The organism is Dermacoccus abyssi, from assembly GCF_003515945.1.
GTDB lineage: Bacteria > Actinomycetota > Actinomycetes > Actinomycetales > Dermatophilaceae > Dermacoccus > Dermacoccus abyssi.
In genome coordinates this window covers 53,251-75,235 of sequence record NZ_QWLM01000001.1, presented here as the reverse complement: position 1 = coordinate 75,235, position 21,985 = coordinate 53,251, and the positions used below count along the sequence as shown (strand labels likewise).

18 protein-coding genes and 1 tRNA gene are annotated in these 21,985 nt (G+C 69.6%); 9 read left to right on the top strand and 10 right to left on the bottom strand.

The window, feature by feature from the left end; all coding sequences use genetic code 11:
• Positions 1-3 precede the first annotated feature (3 nt).
• Together D1832_RS00365 and D1832_RS00360 are read right to left on the bottom strand one after the other, a co-directional pair.
• Entirely contained in the window at positions 4-594 is a 591-nt protein-coding gene (locus D1832_RS00365; protein ID WP_118912143.1) for an NUDIX hydrolase, read from the bottom strand.
• Positions 591-2,195: a zinc-dependent metalloprotease gene (locus D1832_RS00360; protein WP_118912142.1), complete on the bottom strand. Its 1,605-nt coding sequence runs from the start codon at positions 2,193-2,195 to the stop codon at positions 591-593. The genes D1832_RS00365 and D1832_RS00360 overlap by 4 nt, the downstream gene beginning before the upstream one ends.
• Before the next feature lie 189 nt (positions 2,196-2,384).
• Between D1832_RS00360 and D1832_RS00355 the strand changes: the two genes are divergently transcribed.
• The gene (locus D1832_RS00355) at positions 2,385-3,431 is read left to right on the top strand and encodes a YlbL family protein (protein WP_118912141.1); all 1,047 of its coding nucleotides are present in this window, start codon (positions 2,385-2,387) and stop codon (positions 3,429-3,431) included.
• A gap of 15 nt (positions 3,432-3,446) precedes the next feature.
• Here D1832_RS00355 and D1832_RS00350 read toward each other — a convergent pair whose 3' ends face one another.
• The gene (locus D1832_RS00350) at positions 3,447-3,974 is read right to left on the bottom strand and encodes a PPA1309 family protein (RefSeq protein ID WP_227484842.1); all 528 of its coding nucleotides are present in this window, start codon (positions 3,972-3,974) and stop codon (positions 3,447-3,449) included.
• A gap of 139 nt (positions 3,975-4,113) precedes the next feature.
• On the opposite strand from D1832_RS00350, the gene D1832_RS00345 reads away from it, so the two are divergent.
• The 5 genes from D1832_RS00345 to D1832_RS00325 all read left to right on the top strand — a co-directional run bounded on the left by D1832_RS00345 (position 4,114) and on the right by D1832_RS00325 (position 10,088).
• Complete coding sequence (locus tag D1832_RS00345) at positions 4,114-7,110, top strand: UPF0182 family membrane protein (RefSeq protein WP_241510788.1); 2,997 nt, start codon at positions 4,114-4,116, stop codon at positions 7,108-7,110.
• A gap of 86 nt (positions 7,111-7,196) precedes the next feature.
• A tRNA-Met gene (locus D1832_RS00340) sits at positions 7,197-7,270 on the top strand.
• Between the two features lie 180 nt (positions 7,271-7,450).
• The gene (locus D1832_RS00335; RefSeq protein ID WP_118912139.1) at positions 7,451-8,530 is read left to right on the top strand and encodes a hypothetical protein; all 1,080 of its coding nucleotides are present in this window, start codon (positions 7,451-7,453) and stop codon (positions 8,528-8,530) included.
• Positions 8,531-8,664: 134 nt separating this feature from the next.
• Positions 8,665-9,051 (top strand): RNA-binding S4 domain-containing protein, encoded by a 387-nt coding sequence (locus D1832_RS00330; protein ID WP_118912138.1) that lies wholly within the window; start codon positions 8,665-8,667, stop codon positions 9,049-9,051.
• Positions 9,048-10,088 carry an endonuclease/exonuclease/phosphatase family protein gene (locus D1832_RS00325; RefSeq protein ID WP_118912137.1) on the top strand — a complete coding sequence of 347 codons (1,041 nt, stop codon included), beginning with the start codon at positions 9,048-9,050 and terminating at the stop codon, positions 10,086-10,088. The genes D1832_RS00330 and D1832_RS00325 overlap by 4 nt, the downstream gene beginning before the upstream one ends.
• A 42-nt stretch (positions 10,089-10,130) precedes the next feature.
• Here D1832_RS00325 and D1832_RS00320 read toward each other — a convergent pair whose 3' ends face one another.
• Both D1832_RS00320 and D1832_RS00315 read right to left on the bottom strand, forming a co-directional pair.
• Positions 10,131-12,728 (bottom strand): FHA domain-containing protein, encoded by a 2,598-nt coding sequence (locus D1832_RS00320; protein WP_118912136.1) that lies wholly within the window; start codon positions 12,726-12,728, stop codon positions 10,131-10,133.
• Positions 12,729-12,805: 77 nt separating this feature from the next.
• A complete protein-coding gene (locus D1832_RS00315; RefSeq protein ID WP_182434596.1) occupies positions 12,806-13,888 on the bottom strand; it encodes an FHA domain-containing protein in 1,083 nt (360 codons plus the stop codon).
• 214 nt (positions 13,889-14,102) lie between these two features.
• Here D1832_RS00315 and D1832_RS00310 point away from each other — a divergent pair, with 214 nt between their 5' ends.
• The gene (locus tag D1832_RS00310; protein WP_118912319.1) at positions 14,103-15,542 is read left to right on the top strand and encodes an NAD(P)/FAD-dependent oxidoreductase; all 1,440 of its coding nucleotides are present in this window, start codon (positions 14,103-14,105) and stop codon (positions 15,540-15,542) included.
• Between the two features lie 76 nt (positions 15,543-15,618).
• On the opposite strand, the gene hisN is transcribed toward D1832_RS00310, so the two are convergent.
• From hisN to D1832_RS00285, 5 genes are read right to left on the bottom strand one after another with little or no spacing between them, the layout of a single operon-like run.
• Positions 15,619-16,446 carry a histidinol-phosphatase gene (gene hisN / locus D1832_RS00305; protein ID WP_047311030.1) on the bottom strand — a complete coding sequence of 276 codons (828 nt, stop codon included), beginning with the start codon at positions 16,444-16,446 and terminating at the stop codon, positions 15,619-15,621.
• 60 nt (positions 16,447-16,506) lie between these two features.
• On the bottom strand, positions 16,507-17,340 hold the full coding sequence (locus D1832_RS00300; RefSeq protein WP_118912135.1) for a phosphatase PAP2 family protein: 834 nt from the start codon (positions 17,338-17,340) through the stop codon (positions 16,507-16,509).
• Positions 17,337-18,410: a ribosome small subunit-dependent GTPase A gene (gene rsgA, locus D1832_RS00295; RefSeq protein ID WP_047310281.1), complete on the bottom strand. Its 1,074-nt coding sequence runs from the start codon at positions 18,408-18,410 to the stop codon at positions 17,337-17,339. The genes D1832_RS00300 and rsgA overlap by 4 nt, the downstream gene beginning before the upstream one ends.
• A 1-nt stretch (position 18,411) precedes the next feature.
• A complete protein-coding gene (aroA, locus tag D1832_RS00290; RefSeq protein ID WP_118912134.1) occupies positions 18,412-19,758 on the bottom strand; it encodes a 3-phosphoshikimate 1-carboxyvinyltransferase in 1,347 nt (448 codons plus the stop codon).
• Positions 19,755-20,282: a DoxX family membrane protein gene (locus D1832_RS00285; RefSeq protein WP_118912133.1), complete on the bottom strand. Its 528-nt coding sequence runs from the start codon at positions 20,280-20,282 to the stop codon at positions 19,755-19,757. The genes aroA and D1832_RS00285 overlap by 4 nt, the downstream gene beginning before the upstream one ends.
• Positions 20,283-20,393: 111 nt before the next feature.
• On the opposite strand from D1832_RS00285, the gene D1832_RS00280 reads away from it, so the two are divergent.
• Together D1832_RS00280 and D1832_RS00275 are read left to right on the top strand one after the other, a co-directional pair.
• The gene (locus D1832_RS00280; RefSeq protein WP_118912132.1) at positions 20,394-21,233 is read left to right on the top strand and encodes an SOS response-associated peptidase; all 840 of its coding nucleotides are present in this window, start codon (positions 20,394-20,396) and stop codon (positions 21,231-21,233) included.
• A 2-nt stretch (positions 21,234-21,235) separates the two neighbouring features.
• Entirely contained in the window at positions 21,236-21,898 is a 663-nt protein-coding gene (locus D1832_RS00275; protein ID WP_241510786.1) for an alpha/beta hydrolase family protein, read from the top strand.
• Positions 21,899-21,985: the final 87 nt, after the last annotated feature.

Genomic DNA, 21,985 nt, shown 5'->3' with positions numbered 1-21,985 from the left:
GAATCAGGTTCGGGCGGAGAGGTTCTCGCGTGCCAGGTGGATCGCTTCGACGAGGGATTCCTCCGTACCCTCGGGCAACGCGTAGACCGGCCACCACCGCACGTCGTCCGACTCGTCACTCATGACGAGGTCGCCGCTCCGGGCGATCGCGGCGTAGCGCAGGTCGAGGTGTTCACGGCACCAGTCGAAGACGGGCGGCAACGCGTGCGTGTCGACCTGGACGAGGTCGGTACTCACGAGGAGATCCCCGAGACCTGACTCCTCACGCCCCTCGCGGGCCGCCGCGTCGCGGACGCTCGCGTCGCCTGCTTCGAGGTGCCCGCCGAACTGGAACCACCGCTTCGCCTTGCCGTGCAGCGTCAACGCCACGTGTTCGAGCGACGCGTCGAGTACGACGAGTGACGCCGTGAAGTGCGTTCGCACGCCGTGGCGCCACATGCACTGCGGCTCGGCCTCGAGGACGTCGAGCATCCGCGCTCGCGTCGCCTCCAAGGCGTCAGTCGGCGCCTGCCACGCCGTGAGCGCAGCGCGGGCGTCGTCGCGCAGGGGCGCGAACGCCTCCGGCATGGGCTCTGCCTGGTGGGCGGGGCTCACTTCTCGGAGTCGGACGGACCCGAAGGCGCGTCGTCTCCGTCGTCGTCCTTGTCTTCGTCGGGGTCGCCGGCCTTCGCGTCGCCGGAGTCCGGCGTTTCGGAGGTCGCGCCGGCGGTGGACGCGCCAGGAGCGTCATCGGCGCGGTCGGCGTCCCACTCGGCGCGCCCCTGCGTGAGCAGCGCTTCGAGTTCGTCGTCCATGGCGTCACGCTCGGGCTCGGCCACCTCGACGCCGGTGCGCTTGGCGATGTAGTTCTCCGGGTCGGCGATGTCGTCCGCGGTCGGGATGAAGTCGGGGTGACCCCACGCCTCGTCACGCGTGGCCGCGTCGGACGCCTCGGCGAGCTTGCGCCACAGGTCGGCGGCCTCGCGCATCTGGCGCGGACGCAGTTCGAGCCCGACGAGTGAGCTGAACGTCTTCTCGGCCGGGCCGGCCGACGCGCGACGGCGGCGCACCGCCTCGGAGAGGGCCGCGGCGTTGGGCAGGTGGCCGCGCACGGCCTCGTCGGTGACGACGTCGACCCAGCCCTCGACGAGCGCGAGCAGCGTCTCGAGGTGGGCGAGGGCGCGCTTCTGCTCCGGCGACGGCTCAGGGGAGAACAGGTTGCCGGCGAGGGCCTCCTGCATCGCCTCGGCGTCGGAGGGGTCGATGTCGCGCACCTTCTCCTCGATGGCCTCGGTGTCGATGCGGATGTCGCCGGCGTAGCTCTGCACGGCTGCGATGAGAGCGGCGCCCAACCACGGCACACGCTCGTAGAGGCGGACGCGGGCTGCTTCGCGCACGGCGAGGTAGAGGTGCACCTCACCGGCGTCGACCCCGAGGCCGTCGGCGAACGACGCGACGTTGCCGGGCAGGATCGTCACGGCGTTCGGCGTGACGAGCGGCAGACCCACCTCGGTGCCGGTGACTGATTCCCCGGCCAGAGCGCCGATGGCCTGGCCGACCTGCATGCCGAACATCGAACTGCTCATCTGCTTGAGCATCGGCGTCATCTGCGACGACAGGCTCGAGATGTCGAAGCCCGCGGGCAGCATGCCCTCGGGGATGCCGAGCTGGGAGAGGTCGCCGGCGTCCATCTGACCGAGCTGTTTCATCATCGCGTCGGAGACGGCGTTGCCGACGCCGGTGGCCACGGGCTCGACGACCTTGCGCCACGTGGGCATCGTCGCTTCGATCCACTCGCTGCGTGACAGTGCGCGGGGACGGGCGCTCGGCGCGGCAAAGTCTGTGACGGCGTCGAGCCATAGGTTGGCGACCTGCGCCACCTGGGCGACATCGCTCTGCGTCGAGGCGGGGACGCTCGGGTCACCTTCGGCGGCGACGACGCGGCGGGCCACGTCACCGGCCATGCGCTCGTTGAAGGCCGAGCCGGTGTCCCCGCTCATCATGGCCTGGAGCTGGGCCTGCATCATGCCGAGCTGAGCCGGGTCGATGTTGCCCAGACCCATCTGACGCAGGGCGTCGACCATGCCGGCGTCGGGGGTGCCGCCCATGAGATTGCGCAGCATGTCCTCGAGACCGTCACCGTTGTTCCGGTTCTCGTCGCGGTCGTCGTCGTCGCGGCCCCCGTAGGGGTTCATCGGGTTGGGAACGTCGGGCATGGAAACCTCCGCACTGGGCGTCGTCGCTTTGCGACCGACACTACCGCTCGCACCAACTCGAACTCCTCGGCGTTCTTGCAGCCGCGGGTGAGAGGATGAGCGCCGGTCGGCACCTCGCCCCGTACAACATCGAAAGGTCGCTATGAGTTCCCGCGCCTCCTTCGTCACGATCAGCCGGGCCCACTCGTGATGGCCCTGCAGCGTCGAACGAAGATCGTCCTCTGCGTCTTCCTGCTGCTCGTGGCTGCCCTCATCGCCTCCGTCGCGATCAAGGTGCCGTACGTCATCCTGCGTCCCGGGCCGGCTCCAGACACGCTCGGTTCGCTCGACGGCAAGCGCATCCTCCAGGTCAGCGGCACGAAGACCTATCCGACGACGGGTTCGCTGCGCTTCACGACGGTCTCGATGTACGGAGGCCCGGGCAACCGTCCGAGCGCCCTCGAGTACGCCTTTGCGCTCACCGACTCGCACGCGGAGATCTACAAGGAGTCCGATCTCTTCGCTCCGGAGACGACGAGGGAGCAGGTCGAGCAGCAAAACGCCGCGGAGATGACGGGTTCGCAGAGTGCCGCCGAGGTGGTCGCGGCCCGCAAGGCCGGATTCACCGTGCCGGAGACGATCGAGATCGCCGCCGTCTCCGAGAAGGCCGCCGCGAAGAAGCTCCTGCGTACCAAGGACGTCATCACGAGCGTCAACGGCGTGGCGGTGAAGGATTCGCCGACCCTGCAGCGGGAGATGAAGAAGGTGAAGCCGGGGGAGAAGGTGAAGCTCGGCATCACTCGCGCCGGCAAGCCGATGACGCTCGAGGTGCCGACACAGGAGGTCGACGGGCGTGCCGTCATGGGAGTGGCCCTCAACCCCAAGGCCTCCCTGCCCTTCACGGTGAAGCTCGCCGTCGGCGACGTGGGCGGCCCCAGCGCGGGCCTCATGTTCACGCTCGCGATCTACGACACGGTGACGCCGGGCCCGCTCACCGGTGGCAAGCACATCGCCGGTACCGGCACGATGAATTCCGTCGGCGAGGTCGGGCCGATCGGCGGGGTCAAGGAAAAGGTCGTCGGGGCTCGTGAAGAGGGTGCTACGGCGTTCCTCGCACCGGCCGACAACTGCGCCGAACTCAAGGGCAATGTGCCGGACGGGCTGAGCGTCTACCGCGTGGCGACGATCGACGAGGCCGTCAAGGCCGTCGAAGGCATCGCGAAGAACGACACGAAGGGCCTCGCCCGCTGCGGTTGAGGCGCCGAGAGGTCGTCAGCCTGCGAGAGTGGCCTTCAGCGCATCGACGAGACCGGGGGCGATGTTCGTTCCGATGGCAACCTTGTCGTCGCTGTCCTCGGCCTTGCGCCGTACGAGGGTGATGATCTCGCCGCCACGCAGTGCAGCGACGAGGAGGCGGACGTCCTCGCGCTCCGCGTGAGAGGCGAGACGCTCCGTCGTGGAGCCTCGTGTGCCGAAGGTGTCGGTCTGCGCGCTCGGCGGCACGATGATGCGCTCCACCGCGAGTGCCACGCCTTCGACGTCATCGGGCCACGCCGTGTGGCCGAGGGCCTTCTCGAGGTCGTCGCCGACGATGGCGTCCTCCTGCTCGATGGCGGAGTACTCGTGGGGATCAATGTCCCCGAGCACGGCTGCGAGCGCGGGCTGGGCGCGCAACAGTTCGCCGTTGCGGGCGAGTGCGAAGAGCCGGGGCGCCTGGCCCCACCCTTCGGAGGCGACATGCACCTCGGTCTCGAGCGCACAGCGGGTCAGGGGTGACAGGACGGGCTTGACGGCACTCATGGATCCCATCGTAGGCGGCCCGGGGACCCCGCCCGCACGCGTGAGGTGGGCCACGGGTTAGGTTGAGGCAGAACGCTGGAACGAGTCTGCGCGCTGAGCGCGAACGAACGCGCGCTGCGCGGGTGAAGGGGTGGGGCCGGTGCCTGCAGATCGGGTGCCCGAAGGCGGCGAGCAGCAGGTTGCTCTCGACCCCCGTTCGGTCAAGCGTGCGAGGCGCCTCGGGCTCGTCGTCGGTGGGCTCATCGCAGCGATCTTCCTCGTTCGGCTCGTCGCCGGCGCGTGGACGCAGTGGGCCTGGTTCGACTCCGTCGGCTTCGTCGGCGTGCTGCGAACCCAGTGGATCACCCAGGGCGTGCTGTTCGTCATCGGGGCGCTCCTCACCGGCGGCGCGGTCTGGACGTCCCTCGCCGTGGCGCACCGGGCACGGCCCGTCATCGTGCCGGAATCCGACGATGAGCTCGTCATGGAGCGCTACCGCGGCGCCTTCGAGCCGATCCGTCGCCGAGTGTGGATGGCCGTCCCGGCGCTCGTCGGCTTCTTCGGTGGCGCGACAGCGGCCTCGCAGTGGAAGCTCGCCCTCCTGTGGTTGAACCGTGTTCCGTTCGGCACGAAGGACGCCCACTTCAACAAGGACATCGGCTTCTTCGTCTTCACCGTGCCGTGGCTGAGCTTTCTCGTCGGCTTCCTCACGATGGTGCTCATGCTCGCCCTCCTGGCGGCGCTGCTCGCGCACTACCTCTACGGCGGCCTCAACTTCCGCGGTGCCGGGGGAGGCGCTCATTCCCGCAGCCCCCGTACGTCGGCCGCGGCTCGCGTGCACCTGTGCGTCCTCGCGGCTGCGCTCCTGCTCGTGCGCGCCGGTTCCTTCTGGCTGTCGCGCTACGAGAGCACGACGGCTGCGGGATCGCGCATCACCGGCGTCACGTACACGGTCGATCACGCGATCATTCCGACGCGCGGCGTCCTCGCCCTCGCGGCGCTGTGCTGCGCGGCCATGTTCATCGCGACCATCGTGACGGGCACCTGGCGCGTACCGCTCGTCGGCGTCGCCATGATGACGGCGGTGGCGGTGCTCGTCGGTCAGGTGTATCCGGCGTTCGTCCAGCGCTTCCAGGTCAAGCCCTCGGAGGCGAGCAAGGAGACCCCGTACATCAAGGACGCGATGGCGGCCACGATGAGGGCCTACGGGCTCGGCGACATCGATCGGCGCAGCTACAGCGCGACGACCGACGCATCCGGTGGGCAGCTGCGTGGTGACACCGCGACGATGCGCGGTATCCGCCTGCTCGACCCCACCGTCGTCGGCGCCACGTTCCAGCAGCTGCAGGGGCGCGTGAACTACTACCGCTTCCCGGCCAGCCTCGACGTCGACCGCTACACGACGAACGGCGAGAAGCGCGACACCGTCGTTGCGGTACGCGGCCTCAACCTCGCTGGTGTGCCCGCCTCGCAGCGCAACTGGGTCAACGACCACACCGTGTACACGCACGGCTACGGCGTCGTTGCGGCCGACGGCGGAAAGCTCACGTCCGAGGGTGCGCCCGTCTTCGTCGAGAAGGACATGCCGACGAGCGGGGTGCTCGGCAAGTACGAACCGCGTATCTACTTCGGCGAGGACATGCCCGGCTTCTCCATCGTCGGCGGCCAGGGCGCTCGCGAACTCGACCACCCCGACGCCTCCGGTGAGCAGAAGCGCACGCGCTACGCCGGCAAGGGCGGCGTGGCGCTGTCGAACCCGATGAGCCGTCTCGCGTACGCCGTGACGTACGGCGACAAAAACATCCTGTTGTCCGACGCGGTGAGCGACGGCAGCCGCATCATCGACAACCGCGACCCGTCCGAGCGCGTCAAGGCCGTGGCGCCGTGGCTCACCACGGACGGCGACGTCTACCCGAGCGTCGTCGACGGGCGCGTGCAGTGGATCGTCGACGGGTACACGACGAGCGACAACTACCCGGGCGCGGCGAAGTCGAACCTTTCCGGTGCGACCTCGGACTCGACGACGGCGACCTCGCGCAACGTCCGTGCGCTGCGTGACGGCCAGGTCAACTACATCCGCAACTCGGTCAAGGCCACGGTCGACGCCTACAGCGGCGAGGTGAAGCTCTACGCGTGGGAGCCGAACGACCCGATGCTCAAGGCTTGGACGAAGGCGTTCGGCGGTTCGGTGAAGCCGATGTCGCAGATGAGCGCCGACCTCGTCTCTCACGTTCGTTACCCCTCGGACCTGTTCAAGGTGCAGCGAACGGTGCTCGAGACCTACCACCAGAACGATGCGGGTGAGTTCTTCAACGCGAGTGACCAGTGGCAGGTGCCGGACGACCCGACGGCCGGTGAGAACGCCAAGGGCCAGCCCCAGCCGCCGTACTACCTCACGCTCGCGATGCCGGGGCAGAAGGCGCCGAGTTACTCGCTCACGTCCACGTACATTCCGGTCGGTTCGCGACAGAACCTCACCGGCTACCTGTCGGTCGACTCCGACGCAGGCTCCGAGGCGGGCAAGAAGGCCTCGAGCTACGGGCGGGTGCGTCTGCTCGAGATGCCCGGTTCGACCTCGGTCACGGGCCCGGCGCAGTTCCAGAACGATCTCGACTCGACGACGCGCACCTCGGCCGACGGCAGCGTGCCCCTCACGCAGTTCCTCAGCCAGGCGCGACAGTCCGGTTCGACGGTGGCGCGCGGCAACCTACTCACGCTGCCCGTCGGGGGAGGCTTCCTCTACGTCGAGCCCATCTACATCCAGGCCCGTGGTGCAACGTCCTACCCGCTGCAGCGTGCGGTCGTCGTCGGGTTCGGCAACAAGCTCGCATGGGCGCCGACCCTCGAGGCGGCGCTCGACGATCTGTTCGCAGGAGACTCCGGAGCGGACGGGGCGCCGCAGCCGTCCCAGGACGACGCGAATTCGGCCAAGGACTCGGAGAAGGACTCCGGGAAGGATTCGACGACGAAGCCGTCGACCTCGTCCAACGCAACGCTCGACAAGGCCCTGAAGGATCTGCAGAAGGCGTACGACGACGGGCAGGCCGCCATGAAGAAGGGCGACTGGAAGGCCTACGGCGAGGCGCAGCAGCGTCTGCAGAAGGCTCTCGATTCGGCCACGTCGGCCGCGCCGTCGGGCTCGGTCACGGCGAAGTGAGGCGCGTCGGTGGCGGCGTGAGGCACCTCACGCCGCCACCGATTTGCGTATTCCGTTCACCTGCTCTTAAGGTTGAGGCATACCGACGCGGGGTGGAGCAGCTCGGTAGCTCGCCGGGCTCATAACCCGGAGGTCGCAGGTTCAAATCCTGTCCCCGCTACTGCGGTCCAACGTCGGACCACGGAAGGCCCGGAATCTCGAACGAGGTTCCGGGCCTTTTGCGTGCTCACGCAACAAGTTGGTCACAATGTCAGCTGGGTGTCCTCTCCGGGCCGAGCGCGTGGGAGGATTCGTCTTGCGACGTCGTCGCGCCTTCTTCTGCGCTTTCCCCGGAGTCTTCATGCCCTCTTCCGTCCTGCGTACGTGTCTGCGTCGCACCGCCGTCACGTCGGCGTTCTTCCCCGCACTCGTTCTCGGCGGGCTCGCCATCGCCCCCAGTGCAGCGGCCGCCGATGTCACGCCCCCGGTCGTGCTGACGGCCGACGACGCGGCGAAGGTGGCTCCGGCAACGACGGGCCAGCAGGAGGCTGCGGAGGAGACCGACGCGGCGAGGGCGACGCGAGCCCCTCAGACTGTGCCCGCAGCAACCGTCCCGTCCGCGGGCCCGGCCGCCGCCACAACGCTCGAGCGGTCCGCGACGGTGACACCTGCGCCGAAGCCCGCAGCCACGATGCCGGTCAAGACGCCCGCGGGAGAGTCCACGTCGAAGCCCTCCGGCGCCGTGCCGGAGAAGGTCTTCGGCATGAAGGCGCCGAAGAACCCTGAGGATGCGACGAACGACGACGAGATCCTCGCCTGGACGATCAAGAACGCCTCGGTGGCCGAGCGTCACCAGATCGCGGAGGAAATGGGTATCCGCTATCCGGCGGCGGTCGAGATTCTCGGCTCCGTGTGCGACAAGGGTCAGGGCTACATCGGCGTCTGGGCGATCAACCTTGCGGCGACCGAAGCGCGTTGGAACGTCACCCTCGACGGTCGCGGGTACGCCGGCGCCCGGGTGCTGCCGCAGAGCCACGACTACGGAGCCATCGGTGTGCCGAACGGCCGCCACGCGGTCGCCTTCGTCAACCCGGCCACGGGTGCCGTCGGCGCCCGCACCTCGACGTCGCTGCGCTGCGGCGTCGTGGCCCCGAAGCCCGCCACCAAGCCCGTCTCGAAGCCGATGGCGCCGAAGGCCCCGGTCGCCACGCCGCGTGCAGTCGCCCCGCGCCCCGCGTCGCCTGTGGTGGCCCGTCCTGCTGCCGTGCCGGCAGCAGCGCCGCAGGCTCAGGCCCCTGCGGCCGTCGGACCGACTGTGCAGACCGACTACGAGGCGCCGGCGCACACGGCGGCGAGTTCTCGCGCGAGCCTGACGGGCCTGGCCGTTGCGGGGGTGCTCGCCGCAGGTGCGGTTCTCCTACGCCGGCGGTTCATGCACTGATCGCTCAGCCCTTCGACGTCCGTTCCTCGCTCCGGCGAGGAGCGGACGTCGTCTTTTCGTCTCCTCGAGGCTCCAGGGGCGTTCTCGGAGCGAACATGCAGTCGGGCCGCAGCCTGCCTGCCTAGGCTGAGCGGGTGAGCACTCCTGTAAAGCGCGGCAGCGTCCGCGTCGACGTGTGGCTGTGGTCCGTGCGCGTCTACAAGACACGCTCGGCCGCGACGAGCGGCTGCAAGGCCGGTCACGTGAGAATCAACGGTGTGAGCGCGAAACCCGCCACGAACGTCTCCGTCGGTGACGAGGTGCGCGTTCGTCAGCACGGCTTCGATCGGATCCTCGGGGTCGTGGACCTCATCAGCAAGCGCGTCGGCGCCCCCGTCGCGGCACGCTGCTACGACGACCGCACCCCGGAGCGCCCCCGCGAGGTCATCCCGCAGGTGCCCGTACGCGACCGCGGTGCAGGGCGTCCGACGAAGAAGGACCGTCGGGAGATGGACCGACTGCGACAGGTCTTCGGCGGATGAGCGAGTCCGGCCCCGCTGATTTCACGGCGTCGGCTCCGCGGCAGAGTGTCGGTCCGAGCGGTCGTGGAGTTCCGCCGTTGCGGCGTACCGCCGGCCGGTTCGTGGCGGCCGCTTCGCTCGGGGTGGCGTTGCTCGCTTCCCTCATGTGGGTTGATGTTCTCGCCGGGAACGTCGTGCCGGTCCTTCAGGCCCTCACGCCGGTGTGGATCATCGCCGCGTTCGGTTGCCTCGCCCTCACGCTCGTTGTGCGAACACGAGCGAGCTTCGTCGCGCTGGTGCCGCTCGTGGTGAGCACACTCGCTGCTGCCGTCGCCCTGAGCAGTCACCCGGACGTGCCAGGCGAGGTCGCAGCCAGGGCCGGCGATCACCATCTTCGTGTGCTCTCCCTCAACAGCGAACTGGGAGAAGCGGAATCGGCCTCCGTCATGGAGGCGGTTCGCGAGACGAATCCGGACGTCGTCGTCTTCGTCGAGATGACGACGGCGCGTCTGCGCTCCCTCGACGAGGCAGGCCTCGCCCAGCGCTTTCCGCACCGCTCACGCGGCATGATCGACGACGGCTCACGCGGGACCGTGATCCTGTCGAGGTTCCCGACCGAGACGCTGGACGCCGACACCGAGCTCGGCCCGTGGGATCTCCAGTCGCCTGTGGTACGCGTGCGCGCACCGGGCGCACAGATCGTCGTCAAGGGCGTTCACACCTACCCGCCGCTTCGCGACGGTGTCGCGCAGTGGCGTCCCCAGCTACGGGCGGAGGGGGAGTGGCAGCGTGAGCGGACAGCCGAGCACGTCGTCATGGCGGGGGACTTCAACGCCTCGAGAGCCCACCCCGCGTTCCGGCAGTTGTCCCGCGGGATGGTGGACGCCTATCCGCACGTCCACGGTGCTTGGCGCCCCACATGGCCGATGGGCGGCTCGATCCCGGCCTTCAGCCAGATCGACCACATCCTGACCCGCGGCTTCGTGCCGGAGCAGGCGGGCATCGTCACCGTCGAGGGCACGGACCACGCGGGTGTCTGGAGCGACCTGCGCTACTGACGCGCCCGCGCAGCCGTCACATGCTCTTGCGGCGGCGCGTGCTCACGAGGGCCACGAGGAAGGCCACGACGAACTGCACGATGAGGATGGCAGCGCCGAGAGCCCACTTGCTGCTGTCGCGCAGCCAGAACGGATCCCACTCACGCTCGCGCCCGGGGATGGTGAGGCTCTGGTGCACGTCGCGGTCTGTGCGCCGAGCGCGAGACCCCAGCGGCTCGGGAAGATACTGCCCATGGCGCGCATGGCCGCCGAGTTGAGGTCGAACAGTCCGCCGGAGAACACCAGGGCGCCCATGATGACGATGACGAGCATCGGCATGACCTGCTCGTTCGTCTTCGCGAAGCTCGAGAGCGCGAGGCCGATACCGACAGCCGCGAGACCGGTGAGGAACGCGATGAGGTAGGTCTCGAGAATCGGGCTGCCGAGGGTGACCGCTGCGTCCGGAGCACCCTTGCCGAGGATGACGAGGGCCACCATGACGCCGCACTGCACGGCGATGAGCAGACCGTACGTGACGGCCTTGCTCCCGATGTAGGCGAACGGGGAGAGGCCGACAGCCTTCTCCCGAAGGAAGATCGGTCGCTCGGCGACGAGTTCTCGGATCGTCGCGGCGAGGCCCATGAACACCGAACCCATGACGATGAGCGTCATGATCTGACTCGATTCGGGGGTCAGCGTGACCTTGCTCGGATCACCCCCTGCGGCAGCGACTTCCTTCTCGAAGAAGACGGTGTGCAGCCCGTGGCTGCCCGGCACGAGCATGGCGAGGCCCGCCAGCGCGATGGGCAGCAGGAGCATGAATCCGACAAAGCCCCGGTCGGCCGCAATGACGCGGAACTGACGGCGGATGAGCGTCGACAGCTGGCGTCCGATCGTCTGCTGGCGCGGAGCCTTGTCCTCGGTCGTCGATGCCGGTGAGCGAGGTGCACTGAGCGGCGCGGAGACGTGGCTGTCCATGAGCGCAGAGCGGCGGAACGTGTCCTGCGAGCGCTCCGGGTCGTCGGTCACGGTGTTGAACACGTCGGCGTGGTCAGACGCGGAGAAGAACGGCAGCATCTCCTCGGGCGGGCCGAAAAAGGCCACCTTGCCGCCCGGAGCGAGCATGAGCACGCGGTCACACACGCCGAGGCTCGCCACGTTGTGGGTGATGACGACGACGGTGCGGCCGCCGTCGGCGAGGCCGCGCAGGGTGAGCATGACACGCTTGTCGAGGCCCGGGTCGAGGCCCGAGGTCGGCTCGTCGAGGAAGAGCAGCGACGGGCGGGTGAGCAGCTCCAGAGCAACCGAGGTGCGCTTGCGCTGACCACCGGACAGGCGCGCCACCTGGGTGTCGGCGTGCGCCGTGAGGCCGAGTTCGTCGATGACCTCCTCGACGCGCTCCTCTCGCGGCTCCTTGTCGAGGTCGTCCGGGAACCGGAGCTCGGCGGCGTAGCGCAGGGCCTGGCGGACCGTCAGCTCCGGGTGGACGACGTCGTCCTGGGGCACGACACCGATGCGGTGGCGCAGATCCTCGTAGTTGTCGTAGAGGTCACGGCCGTCGTAGTAGACCTCGCCCTCGGTGGCCTTCTGCGCACCGATGAGGGCCTTGAGCAGAGTCGACTTTCCGGCGCCGGAAGGGCCGATGACGGCGACGAGACTCGAACCTTCGAGGCCGAAGCTGACATCGTCGAGCAGCTTCTTGCCGTCGGGCAGGACGAACGAGAGGTGGTTGGCGACGAAGCTGACGTCACCTTCGTCCTCACTCGCGACGAGTCGGCCCTGCCTGAGCGTGAAGCGTGTGCGGCCGACGGCGAGCAGGTCGTCCTCGCGCAGGGTTCCGCGGTGAATGCGAGCACCGTTGATGTAGGTGCCGTTGCGGCTGCCGAGATCCTCGACGGCGAACGAGTCGCCCTGGGGGACGAGACGTACGTGCTGGCGGCTCGCGAGCAGGTCCTTGATGACGATCTCGTTCTCGAGACCGCGGCCGATGGTGATGGTGCCGGTCGGCGCGTTCATGGCCTGTGGAGCCGCACCCTGGACGGTCATGCGGCCGGTCGGCTGCGGTTCGACCTGCCCACTCCAGCTCTGGAAGACGTCGCCCGTTGCGCGGCGCTGTTCGGGGGCCCGTGGCGGGCGGGGGAGACGGATGGGCCCGGTCGTCGTGACGCCGGAACCGTCCTGGTTGGCCGGAGCAGCGGCCCTGGGGAGCGGGCCGCTCGCCGCCGTGGGGCCACCCGTGTGCGTGGCCTGAGTGTCACCGGAGGAGGTCTTGGCGCGCGGCATGGGTGCGGAAACGGGACCGGTGCCGGCGTGCTCGGTGGCGCTCGTGTTCGAGCCCGTGCGTTCTGCGGGGGCCGCCGAGATTCCGACCCGGAACGGGACGCCGCGTTCACCGCCGAGGCGAACACTCTCGCCGCCACGGAGTGCGACATATCCGCGCACCCGGTGTCCGCCGACCCACGTGCCGTTCGAGCTGTCGAGGTCGCGAAGCTGCCACGAGCCGTTCTCATGACGGATCTCTGCGTGACGGCGGGATACGTCGGCGTTCGCGAGGGGCACGTCCGCGGCCCGATCACGCCCCAACGTCAACCTCTGACCTGGGGACAGCCGGATGCGGCGCCCCTCCACCTCGATGTGCAGCTCCTGCTGAGCGTCGTTCACGCTCGTCCTTCCCCTTTGGTACGTGCTCGAACGAAGCTGACCACCGGCGTGCACGCCCGCCGGCGGTCGCGTGGCGATCAGACCGAGACGAGCCAGCCGTCGCGCACCTCGAACGTCGAGGCGCCGATGCCGATGCGGTCGCCCTCGTGCAGGTGCGTCTGTTCGACGCGGCGGCCGTTGACGAAGGTGCCGTTGCGCGAGCCGAGGTCGCGCAGGAGGAGGCCTTCCTCGTCGGCGGTGATGACGACGTGACGACGCGAGACGAGCATGTCGTCGAGGACGATGCTGTTACTGCGGCTGCGTCCGATCGTCAGGGAGTCGTCCGGCAGGTCGTCGTTCTGACCGATGACCTGCGGCGGGTTCGACTCGTACTCCTGCGGCGTGGCGGCCGAGCTGGCCGAGCTGTCGGCGCCGGTCTGGCCGAGGTTCGGCGCCGAGGCGTAGCTGGCGGGCGCCGCGCTCGCGGACGAGGATCCCTCGTTCCGCTCGGGCCGGGAGCCGCCGGTGTCGCCACCGTCACGCGGCTGCTGGGGCGGTGCGCTCTCGTAGGAGCGAGCAGAGTCGGCCTGGGGCGGTGCGCTCTCGTAGCGCGACTCGTTCCCGTACGCACCGTGTGAGGCGGAATCCGACGAGGGGTCGCTCGCGCGTGGCGCGTGGTCACTGCGATCCGGGGCGTCGAAGCGCGATGCGCCTGATGCACCCGACCAGCCGTATCCGGCGTTGTCGGGGTGGGAGCTCGAGATCTCCTCGGCGGTGGAACCGCTGCCCGCCGCACCGGCCCAGCCGGGGGCGGATGCGGACTGCGCATCGGACGGGAAGGAGCGCGAGGCTCCGGCGTCCGAACCCGCATTCGGCTCGAAGCCCCACGGGTTACCGAGGGGCGCCGATGCTTCTTCGCCGTGCCCGGCCTCGTCGCGGCGGGGCTCGCGTGCGCCCTCCTGCCCACCCTGCTGGTTCGGGTGAGACGCCTCGGACGAATAACCCCAGTTGCCCTGGGCGCCGAGGCCGGGCGCCGCCTCGCTCTGCGGGGGCGTCGGTTCGGGGGCCTTCGCTGCGGGGGCGTCGGGGCTCGGGCCCTGCCACGCCGGTTCGGCGCCGCCGGGCTGCGGGGCGCTCCACTGGATGGCGTGGGGCTGCCTCTGGTTGTGCTCGCCGTTCATCGCACACTCCGTCGTCTCGTGTCGCGTGGCGCGACCGAATCGTCTGACTCGTCCTGGCCTCGTGCGTACGGGTCGAATCTCGTCCCGGCACACCTGTTTCAGGCCTACCCTACCGGCCGGTGCGCCCCACGACTCGCCGCGCGGGTGAGTAAGCTTGGCGGCAGTGCGTGCTCGGGCCAGGCGAGACGCGCCGCGAGAGATGTGCGAGGAATTCATGGAGATTGAGAAGAAGTCCACGGGACGCCACCGCGTCGTCATCGTCGGCTCCGGCTTCGGCGGCCTCTTCGCCGCGACGAAGTTCAAGGACGAGGACGTCGACGTCGTGCTCGTCTCGTCGACGACGCACCACCTCTTCCAGCCGTTGCTCTACCAGGTCGCCACCGGCATCCTCAGCGAGGGTGTCATCGCCCCGAGCACGCGTGAGGTGCTCAAGAAGCAGAAGAACGTCGAGATCTTCATCGGCACGGTCACGGACATCGACGTCGATGCCAAGCGCGTCACGGCCGAACTGCTCGACTCCACTCAGGTCTACGACTACGACTCGCTCATCGTCGCCGCGGGCGCCGGCCAGTCGTACTTCGGCAACGACCACTTCGCCGAGTTCGCGCCGGGCATGAAGAGCATCGACGACGCACTCGAGCTTCGCGGACGCATCTTCGGCGCCTTCGAGACGGCCGAGCTCGCAGCGGCCGCCGGCCAGTGGGACGACGTGCGCTCGTTGCTGACGTTCGTCGTCGTCGGTGCCGGTCCGACGGGTGTCGAGATGGCAGGTCAGATCAGCGAACTCGCCAACCGCACGCTCGCCGACGATTTCCGTCACATCAACCCCAAGGACGCCCGCGTCGTCCTCGTCGACGCCGCACCGCAGGTGCTGCCGCCGTTCGGGGCGAACCTCGGCAAGAAGGCCCAGGGGCAGCTCGAGAGCATGGGCGTCGAGGTGCTCCTCGGCCAGATGGTGACGAACGTCGATGCCACGGGCATCGAGATGAAGACCGAGGACGGCACCGTCACGCGCATCGACTCGGTGTGCAAGGTGTGGGCCGCCGGCGTCGCGGCCAGCCCGCTGGGCAAGTTGCTCGGCGAGAAGACGGGTGCCGAGGTCGACCGCTCGGGTCGTATCGCAGTGCAGCCCGACCTGTCGCTGCCGGGCCACCCGGAGATCTACGTCGTCGGCGACATGATGAGCCTCAACAAGCTGCCCGGCGTGGCGCAGGTAGCCATCCAGGGCGGCCGTTACGCCGCGACGTCGATCCTCGCGCGTGTCAAGGGCCAGCCGTCCCCGGGCCCGTTCAAGTACTTCGACAAGGGTTCGATGGCCACCATCTCGCGCTTCTCTGCCGTGGCGAAGGTCGGTCGTCTCGAGACCGAGGGCTTCATCGCCTGGCTCATGTGGCTCGGCGTGCACCTGTTCTACATCATCGGTTTCAAGTCGCGTCTGACGACGATGATCAGTTGGGCCTTGGCCTTCCTCGGCGACAACCGTGACGAGCGCACGGCCACCGAGCAGCAGGTTCACGCACGCCTCGCGATCCACGAACTGGGCGACAAGTACCGCCCGAGCGTCGAGGTGCCGGGCCTGCTGGCCGAGTCCAAGACCAACCACGCCATCGAGGCCAAGGACGAGCCGGCTCAGATCGAGACGCCGAAGAACTGATCTGCGTCCCAGCGACCGTGACGAAGGCCCCAGCCGGAAACGGCTGGGGCCTTCGTCACGGTCGGAGGAGGCTGTGTCACTCACCTGGGATGAGGGAGGGCGCCGGGGAATTGTCGCCGAGGCGCGCGAGAACCTCGGCGTGGAGCAAGCCGTTCGTCGAGACGCCGTTGCCGCTCCAACAGCCGTCGCGCCCGTCGAGACCGCTGAAGCGCCCGCCGGCTTCGGTGACGATGGGCACGAGTGCCGCCATGTCGTAGTCCTCGAGCTCCGGCTCGGGCGCGATGTCGACGCTTCCCTGCGCGACGAGCATGTGGGAGAAGAAGTCGCCGTACGCCCGTGAGCGCCACACCTCCTTGCTCAGGCGGAACAGGTCCATGTCCTTGCCCCGCTCGGCCCAGCCGTTGAAGGAGGAGTAGCTGAGGGACGCGTCGGCCAGCGAGTCGACCTTGGAGACGTGGATCTGCGTCGCGCTCGTGAGGTTACGACCGGTCCAGGCGCCGGCGTCCTTGGCCGCCCACCACCGTCGGTGCAGCGCGGGCGCCGCGACGAGGCCCACCACGGGTTCGTCGCCGTCGACGAGCGCGATGAGGGTGGCCCAGACCGGGACGCCGCGGACGTAGTTCTTCGTGCCGTCGATCGGGTCGATGATCCAGCGACGCGGGCCCTTGCCCGTTTCGCCGAACTCCTCGCCCTTGATGGCGTCCCGCGGCCGCGCGCGCTTGAGGTTCTCCCGAATGACGCGCTCGGCCTCACGGTCGGCCTCCGTGACGGGGGTGAGGTCCGGCTTCGTATCGATGCTCAGGTCGGGCGCGCCGAAGCGCCCCATCGTGATCTCCTCGACGGAGTCGGCGAGCACGTGGGCGAGCCGCAGATCGTCGTGGTACGGGCTGGCTTCTCGAAGAATGGGGGTCACCCCGTCACGCTACCCGGTCGGCGCGGGTGTCCCCTCTCGCCGCGTGCTCCGTCAGCCGGCGACAGGCGTGTCGCCGGCGTCGTCGAGGCGGCGGTGGCGGGTGCGCAGCAGGAGCCGTGCCGTGTTGACGACGATGACGAGCGCGCCCCACGCGAGGCCGAGGCACCAGCCGGCCATGACGTCGGTGAGCCAGTGGTGGCCGAGGAAGACGCGCGAGAGTCCCATGAGCAGGGCCCACAGGGAGCACAGCACGACGGCGACCGTGCGCACCCGTCGTGAGCGGGCGGCGAGGAACACGAGATAGGCGACGAGCACCGCCGTCACGGTGGCGGTGACGGTGTGGCCGCTCGGGAAGGAGGGTGAGGACTCGTAGGGCGGCACCGCGAGAGCACGCGGCGGTCGGGAGCGCGCTGTGATGTCCTTGCCCGCTGCCGTGAAGGCCAGAGCTGAGCCGAGGCCGAGCGCCAGGACGAGGAAGGGCGACGCAGTGCGGCGCAGCCACGTGAACACGGCGAGGAGCAGCACGAGGATGATCGGGAAGTAGACCGGCCCACCGAGATGCGTGAAGGCGGTGATGGCCGAGTCGAGCCCGCCGCTGCGGTGGCTCACGGCCCAGTCGAGAACTGGCTGGTCGAAGCGGGCGAGATCGCCGCGTTCACGCACGCCCTCGTAGACCTCAGCGCCACCGGCGAGGCCGACGAAGAGCACGACGGCGCACACGAGGAGCACGAGCAGCGGGACGATGTCCGCGCCGACGAGTCCGAAGCGGTGGGCCGCCGGCTGGAGCAGTCGGGCGAGAGCCTCGCCGAGCGTGCGCACGCCGCCCGCGACGCGACTTGCCTCCTCGGCAACTCGGGTGCGTCGTTGCTCCGTCGGCGGCGTCATCGCCGTTCCATGTGCTCGTCCTTGTCGGGGACGTCCCTGGAGCGCAGGAGACGCCGCAACGACTCCAACCGCTGTTGCCCGCTCTCACCGGCGCCACCTTCGGCGACGAAGACATCGAGGGCACAGTCCGGCTCGTCGTGCGTGCAACCGCGTGGACAGTTCGCGGTGCCCGGCGCGAGATCGGGGAAGTGTTCGACGATCGTCGTCGGGTCGACGTGCGCGAGGCCGAACGAGCGGATGCCCGGGGTGTCGATGACCCAACCGCCGCCGGGCAACTCGAGGGCAACAGCGGACGTCGACGTGTGGCGACCGCGACCGGTGACGTCGTTGACGTGCCCGGTCGTGCGCGCCGCGTCGGGCACGAGCGCGTTGACGAGTGTTGACTTGCCGACGCCTGAGTGGCCGACGAGCACACTGACGCGACCGGCGAGCCGTTCGCGCAGTTCGTCCAACCCGTCGAGACGACGGGGCACTCGGCCACTGGAGGCGATGAGCTCCTCGCGCTGGTCGTCGCTCAGTTCCTGCGCCGACGTCACCGTGTACGGCACGTCGAGCGCGGCGTAGTTCGCGAGGAAGGCGGCCGGGTCGACGAGGTCGGCCTTCGTCAGCGCGAGCAGCGGGTCGAGCCCCGCATCGTACGCGGCGACGAGGCACCGATCGATGAGGCCGGTGCGCGGTTCCGGGTTGGCGAGCGCTGTCACCATGACGAGCTGATCGGCGTTGGCGACGATGACGCGCTCGTACGGGTCGGTGTCGTCGGCCGTTCGCCGCAGGACGCTCGTGCGTTCCTCGACGCGCACGATGCGAGCGAGCGTGCCGGCGTCGCCGCTCGTGTCTCCGACGAGGGCGACGCGGTCACCGACGACGACGGGCGTGCGGGACAGCTCGCGTGCCCGCATCGCCGTGATGCGCCGACCGTCGAGCAGCACCGACCAGCGCCCACGGTCGACACCGATGACCATGCCGACGACGGCGTCCTCGTGCTTCGGACGATCCTTCGTGCGCGGGCGCGAATTCCTGCGACCTGGGCGTACCCGAACGTCGGCCTCGCTCCAGTTGCGACCCGCCACGTCAGTGCGCTTCGGCGCTCGCGGAGACGAGCGCGCTCCAGCGTCGGTCGAACTCCGGCAGGGTCTTGCCGGTCGTCGCGATGTTCTCGATGACGACGCCCGGAACCCGCAGACCGACCACGGCGGCGGCCATGGCCATCCGGTGGTCGTCGTAGGTGCGGAACAAGCCGCCACGCATCTGGTCGGCAGGGCGCGGGCGGATGACGAGGCCGTCCTCGGTCTCGGACACGTCGACTCCGAGGGCGCCGAACTCGGCCGCGAGCGCGGCGAGGCGGTCGGTCTCGTGGCCGCGGATGTGGGCGACGCCGCGGATGCGCGACTCACCGTCGGCCAACGCGCACAGCGCGACGACGACGGGCGTCAGTTCCGAGGCCTCCGCGAGATCGACGTCGATGCCGCGCAGCTGCTGCGGGCCGGTGACGCGCAGACCCTCACGGTCGAGGGTGCACGTGGCGCCCATGCGCTCGAGCACGTCACGGATCTGGTCGCCCGGTTGCGTCGTGTACGTGGGCCAGTCCGCCATGAACACCTCACCGCCGGTGACGGCAGCAGCCGCGAGGAAGGGCGCGGCGTTCGACAGGTCGGGCTCGACCATGACGTCGAGGGAACGGATGTCGCTCGGCTCGACGGTCCAGCTCCAGGCGCCGTCGTTCTCGTCGACCTCGATGACGACGCCCGCGTCGCGCAACACCTCGACGGTCATGTCGATGTGCGGGATGCTCGGCAGCGCCTCGCCGGTGTGAACGACCGTGACGCCCTCGCTGAAGCGCGCGCCCGCGAGCAGGAGGGCGGAGACGAACTGGGAACTCGTGGAGGCGTCGACCTCGACGCGGCCACCGTCCACGCGACCCTGGCCGCGCACGGTGAACGGCAGGGCGCTCGCGGGACCACCGTCGGCCTCCTCGACGGGGACGCCCAGGTCGATGAGGGCCTCGAGCACGGGGCCCATGGGGCGCTTGCGGGCGTGCGGGTCGCCGTCGAAGGTGACCGGGCCGTCGGCGAGCGCGGCGACCGGCGGCAGGAACCGCATCACGGTGCCGGCGAGGCCGCAGTCGACGTTCGCAGGGCCCCGCAGGTCGCCGGGCACGACGTGCCAGTCGGCGCCTTCGGGGGAGTCGCCCTCGACGTCGTCGACGCGGACGCCGAGGCTGCGCAGGGCCTCGGCCATGAGCAGCGTGTCGCGGGAGCGCAGCGGCGCTCGCAGGAGCGATTCGTCGTCGGCGAGCGCTGCGAGGACGAGGTAGCGGTTGGTGAGGGATTTGGAGCCGGGGACGCTGAACGTGCCGACGACCGACCGGCGCGCCACGGGGGCGGGCCAGTCGGTCGTCACGGGACTACCAGGGGTCATGCGGGAAGCGCGTTTCCTGCCTGGGCGGCGAGGAGCTTCGCCTCGCGACGGGCAGTCTTGGCCGCACGAGCGGCCTCACGGCGCGAGGTCTTCACGCCGTGCGAGGCGCGCCAGGCGAGGCCCGGCTTGCCCGCGGTGTCGGCGGCCGCGAGCAGCACTCCGCCCACGATCGCGACGGTGCGGAAGAAGTTCGACTGCTTGCGGCCGCGAGCGGCCGGGTCCTTCTCGGCCCAGAAGGCGTCGTGCATGTAGGCGTTCGCACCGACGGTCGGCGTCAGCAGCGCCGCCGAAAGGCGCGGGAACTTGCCGAGCGCGAGCGCGGCACCGGCGCCACCCATGAGGGCGCCCTGGGCCTTGACGACGAGCTCGGGGTCGTTCGGCACCTTCTTGCCGCTCTCGCGGCTGACGAACTCGACGAACGGCGCGGCCTCCTCGGCCTGCGACTGGGTGTTCTTGAACGCCTTGGCAGCCTCGTTGAGGAAGTAGCTGGCGAGAGCCGCGCGGGCGATACGACGAATGGGCATCGTGTCCTCCTTGGTCGAATGATCTCTACCTCCAACTTAGTCGGCGTCGTGCGACGTCGCGACCTCCCGGGCCGGAACGTTTTCCAAACGGATGCCCCTACGCTGGGGCTCATGTGTGGCAGGTATGCGGCCAGCGCCGGGGCGGGTGAGCTCGTCGAGGAGTTCGAGGTGGACGTCGACGCGAGTGGGGAAGCGACGCGTTCGCTCCTCGTCTCGGCGCAGGAACCGCCGGTGGGGGCGCCCGACTACAACATGGCGCCGACGAAGCAGGCGCCCGTCGTGCTCACGCGTGCGAGCAAGCTCGACGACGGCAGCCGCGGCGAGCCCACCCGGCAGCTGCGCCACCTCACGTGGGGCCTCGTGCCGTCGTGGTCGAAGGACACGAAGGTCGGGTTGCGGATGATCAACGCGCGCGCCGAGACCTTGCTCGACAAGGCCTCGTTCGCGAAGGCCGCGAAGGCGCGCCGCTGCCTCGTGCCGGCTGCCGGCTGGTACGAGTGGCAGGTCTCGCCGGTGGCGCACGACGCCAAGGGCAAGCCACGCAAGCAGCCGTTCTACATGCACCGCACCGACGGTCACGACACCGCCTTCGCCGGCATCTACGAGTTCTGGCGTGACCGGACGCTGCCCGAGGGTGACCCGGACGCGTGGGTCGTCTCCTTCTCGATCATCACGACGAGCGCGGGCGAGGGGCTGGACCGCATCCACGACCGTCAGCCGCTCAGCCTCGAGCCGGAGCAGTGGGGCGACTGGCTCGACCCGTCGCTCAGCGACGAGGCCGACGTGGCGGCCTTCCTGCGCCCGGGGGACAGTTCACCCTTCGAGGCGTATCCCATCTCCAGCGCGGTGAGCGCGACGCGCAACAACGGCCCGGGTCTGCTCACCCCGCTGCCGAGCGACCAGCTCGTCGGGGTCCTCGATCCCGTCACCGGCGAGATCATCGGAGGCTGATGATGGCGACGTCCGTTCCGCCGACCCGTGCCCACCGCACGGTCGACGTCGAGACACCACCCGGCACCGCCCGCGTCTACGTCGTCGACCCCAATGGCGCCGCTGACGGCACGCTCGTCCTGGGCCATGGTGCCGGCAAGGGCACGAACACCCCCGACCTCGACGGACTCACGGCGCTGGCCGATGACGGCTGGCGCGTCGTCCTCGTCGACCAGCCGTGGGTCGTTGCCGGACGGCGCCTCGCCACCCCACCCAAGGCCCTCGACGAAGCGTGGTTCGCCGTGATCGAGCACCTACGAGCGGCGGGGGAGATCGAGGGCCGGTTCGTGCAGGGCGGACGCTCGGCCGGGGCCCGTGTCGCTTGTCGCACGGCGGCGCAGTGCAGCGCAGACGCCGCTGTGGCACTCGCGTTCCCCCTCATGCCGCCGGGCAAGCTCGACGTACCCGAGAAGTGGCGCACGAGTGAAGCGCAGAGCGTCGTCGAGGCCGAGATCCCGCTCCTCGTCGTGCAGGGCGCGACGGACACGTTCGGCGGACCCGACGCGGTGCGCGACGCCGTTCCCGGTGCGCAGGTCGTCGGCGTCAAGGGGCCGCACGGTTTCAGCAAGAACCCGACCGACGTCATCGACGCGGTACGCGGCTGGCTGACGAACCTCTCTGAGTGAGGGTGCGTCCGACTGATTGACACGAGCCTGTACTCGGCCGAATTCCCTTTCGGGAATGACGTTCGTCCACCTCCTGTTGACGTGAGC